Source organism: Bacillus sp. BC05(2025), from assembly GCF_056725905.1.
This window is the reverse complement of record NZ_JBWYRA010000028.1, coordinates 1-2,774: the sequence shown is the minus strand read 5'-3', so window position 1 is coordinate 2,774 and position 2,774 is coordinate 1. Positions and strand designations below refer to the sequence as shown.

The 2,774-nt window shown below is 51.9% G+C and carries 1 rRNA gene; it reads left to right on the top strand.

The window, feature by feature from the left end:
• A 23S ribosomal RNA gene (locus ACZ76X_RS28920) occupies positions 1–2,766 on the top strand; the annotation flags it as partial.
• Positions 2,767–2,774: the final 8 nt, after the last annotated feature.

The following is a 2,774-nucleotide window of genomic DNA, read 5'->3' as shown; positions in this document are numbered from 1 at the left end:
CTGAATACATAGGGTAAGGAAGACAGACCCAGGGAACTGAAACATCTAAGTACCTGGAGGAAGAGAAAGCAAATGCGATTTCCTGAGTAGCGGCGAGCGAAACGGAACATAGCCCAAACCAAGAGGCTTGCCTCTTGGGGTTGTAGGACATTCTATACGGAGTTACAAAGGAACGAGGTAGACGAAGCGACCTGGAAAGGTCCGTCGTAGAGGGTAACAACCCCGTAGTCGAAACTTCGTTCTCTCTTGAATGTATCCTGAGTACGGCGGAACACGTGAAATTCCGTCGGAATCTGGGAGGACCATCTCCCAAGGCTAAATACTCCCTAGTGATCGATAGTGAACCAGTACCGTGAGGGAAAGGTGAAAAGCACCCCGGAAGGGGAGTGAAAGAGATCCTGAAACCGTGTGCCTACAAATAGTCAGAGCCCGTTAACGGGTGATGGCGTGCCTTTTGTAGAATGAACCGGCGAGTTACGATCCCGTGCGAGGTTAAGCTGAAGAGGCGGAGCCGCAGCGAAAGCGAGTCTGAATAGGGCGTTTAGTACGTGGTCGTAGACCCGAAACCAGGTGATCTACCCATGTCCAGGGTGAAGTTCAGGTAACACTGAATGGAGGCCCGAACCCACGCACGTTGAAAAGTGCGGGGATGAGGTGTGGGTAGCGGAGAAATTCCAATCGAACCTGGAGATAGCTGGTTCTCCCCGAAATAGCTTTAGGGCTAGCCTTAAGTGTAAGAGTCTTGGAGGTAGAGCACTGATTGGACTAGGGGTCCTCATCGGATTACCGAATTCAGTCAAACTCCGAATGCCAATGACTTATCCTTAGGAGTCAGACTGCGAGTGATAAGATCCGTAGTCAAAAGGGAAACAGCCCAGACCGCCAGCTAAGGTCCCAAAGTGTGTATTAAGTGGAAAAGGATGTGGAGTTGCTTAGACAACTAGGATGTTGGCTTAGAAGCAGCCACCATTTAAAGAGTGCGTAATAGCTCACTAGTCGAGTGACTCTGCGCCGAAAATGTACCGGGGCTAAATACACCACCGAAGCTGCGGATTGATACCGAATGGTATCAGTGGTAGGGGAGCGTTCTAAGGACAGTGAAGTCAGACCGTAAGGACTGGTGGAGTGCTTAGAAGTGAGAATGCCGGTATGAGTAGCGAAAGACGGGTGAGAATCCCGTCCACCGAATGCCTAAGGTTTCCTGAGGAAGGCTCGTCCGCTCAGGGTTAGTCAGGACCTAAGCCGAGGCCGACAGGCGTAGGCGATGGACAACAGGTTGATATTCCTGTACCACCTCTTTATCGTTTGAGCAATGGAGGGACGCAGAAGGATAGAAGAAGCGTGCGATTGGTTGTGCACGTCCAAGCAGTTAGGCTGATAAGTAGGCAAATCCGCTTATCGTAAAGGCTGAGCTGTGATGGGGAAGCTCCTTATGGAGCGAAGTCTTTGATTCCCCGCTGCCAAGAAAAGCTTCTAGCGAGATAAAAGGTGCCTGTACCGCAAACCGACACAGGTAGGCGAGGAGAGAATCCTAAGGTGTGCGAGAGAACTCTGGTTAAGGAACTCGGCAAAATGACCCCGTAACTTCGGGAGAAGGGGTGCTTTCTTAACGGAAAGCCGCAGTGAATAGGCCCAAGCGACTGTTTAGCAAAAACACAGCTCTCTGCGAAGCCGTAAGGCGAAGTATAGGGGGTGACACCTGCCCGGTGCTGGAAGGTTAAGGAGAGGGGTTAGCGTAAGCGAAGCTCTGAACTGAAGCCCCAGTAAACGGCGGCCGTAACTATAACGGTCCTAAGGTAGCGAAATTCCTTGTCGGGTAAGTTCCGACCCGCACGAAAGGTGTAACGATTTGGGCACTGTCTCAACCAGAGACTCGGTGAAATTATAGTACCTGTGAAGATGCAGGTTACCCGCGACAGGACGGAAAGACCCCGTGGAGCTTTACTGTAGCCTGATATTGAATTTTGGTACAGTTTGTACAGGATAGGCGGGAGCCTTTGAAACCGGAGCGCTAGCTTCGGTGGAGGCGCTGGTGGGATACCGCCCTGACTGTATTGAAATTCTAACCTACGGGTCTTATCGACCCGGGAGACAGTGTCAGGTGGGCAGTTTGACTGGGGCGGTCGCCTCCTAAAGTGTAACGGAGGCGCCCAAAGGTTCCCTCAGAATGGTTGGAAATCATTCGTAGAGTGCAAAGGCATAAGGGAGCTTGACTGCGAGACCTACAAGTCGAGCAGGGACGAAAGTCGGGCTTAGTGATCCGGTGGTTCCGCATGGAAGGGCCATCGCTCAACGGATAAAAGCTACCCCGGGGATAACAGGCTTATCTCCCCCAAGAGTCCACATCGACGGGGAGGTTTGGCACCTCGATGTCGGCTCATCGCATCCTGGGGCTGTAGTCGGTCCCAAGGGTTGGGCTGTTCGCCCATTAAAGCGGTACGCGAGCTGGGTTCAGAACGTCGTGAGACAGTTCGGTCCCTATCCGTCGTGGGCGTAGGAAATTTGAGAGGAGCTGTCCTTAGTACGAGAGGACCGGGATGGACGCACCGCTGGTGTACCAGTTGTTCTGCCAAGGGCATAGCTGGGTAGCTATGTGCGGAAGGGATAAGTGCTGAAAGCATCTAAGCATGAAGCCCCCCTCAAGATGAGATTTCCCATAGCGTAAGCTAGTAAGATCCCTGAAAGATGATCAGGTTGATAGGTTCGAGGTGGAAGCATGGTGACATGTGGAGCTGACGAATACTAATAGATCGAGGACTTAACCATATAATATG